The sequence below is a fragment of the Enterococcus sp. 7E2_DIV0204 genome, from assembly GCF_002140855.1.
GTDB classification, from domain to species: Bacteria; Bacillota; Bacilli; order Lactobacillales; family Enterococcaceae; genus Enterococcus_L; species Enterococcus_L lemimoniae.
In genome coordinates this window covers 232,034-232,866 of the sequence record NZ_NGKY01000002.1, presented here as the reverse complement: position 1 = coordinate 232,866, position 833 = coordinate 232,034, and the positions used below count along the sequence as shown (strand labels likewise).

The 833-nt window shown below is 36.7% G+C and carries 4 tRNA genes; all 4 read right to left on the bottom strand.

The features are described from left to right. Positions 1 to 418: 418 nt before the first annotated feature. Positions 419 to 502: transfer RNA gene (locus tag A5819_RS16565), tRNA-Leu, on the bottom strand. Between the two features lie 16 nt (positions 503 to 518). Then, positions 519 to 589 (bottom strand) — tRNA-Cys (locus A5819_RS16560). Positions 590 to 623: 34 nt separating this feature from the next. Then, positions 624 to 695 (bottom strand) — tRNA-Gln (locus A5819_RS16555). Between the two features lie 15 nt (positions 696 to 710). Next, positions 711 to 783 (bottom strand) — tRNA-His (locus A5819_RS16550). Between the last annotated feature and the right edge of the window lie 50 nt (positions 784 to 833).

Sequence of the window (833 nt, the reverse complement as noted above, 5' to 3'; positions counted from 1 at the left end):
TTGTTAAATATTTCAAACATAATAAATTTACTCGTACTCTTTTCACGCTATTGAATTCTAGATTAAATATTATATTGAAATAATAAATTTATCAAATTCCAAGTTTTTATCTAGTTCTTACTTCGTATTCTCGAAATATATGATAATATGTTTTTCTAATTTCTTCAAGTATATTTCCAATGATGAGAACAACCTCTTTTGCAACATACCCTTGATAAATCAAAAAAAAAACAAATGTTTAGCGACAAAACAAAATGCATAAAAAATTTGAGTTTGTTCATTTCTTATCTCAAAATTATAAGTAATTTCAACTCTTAAATAATCATTATCATACCTTTATCTTATGTATCTCCAAAATTTAACATTCGCACAACAACGCAAAAAAGACTGTCAAATCAACGATTTAACAGTCTTTTTATACCGGCGGCCGGGGTCGAACCGGCACGCCCTCGCGGGCACTGGATTTTGAGTCCAGCGCGTCTGCCAATTCCGCCACGCCGGCATGAAATAATTTTGCAAGGCGGTAACCGGATTTGAACCGGTGATGAAGGTTTTGCAGACCTCTGCCTTACCACTTGGCTATACCGCCATATTAATAATTTAATCATTCTCTAATAGAGAAACTGGGGTAGCTGGATTCGAACCAACGCATGACAGGATCAAAACCTGTTGCCTTACCGCTTGGCTATACCCCAAAAATTAAAGCTAAGGGCGACTGATGGGAATCGAACCCACGCGTGGCGGAACCACAATCCGCTGTGTTAACCACTTCACCACAATCGCCATAAAACATATCATAAAATTTAAAACTAAGGGCGACTGATGGGGATCGA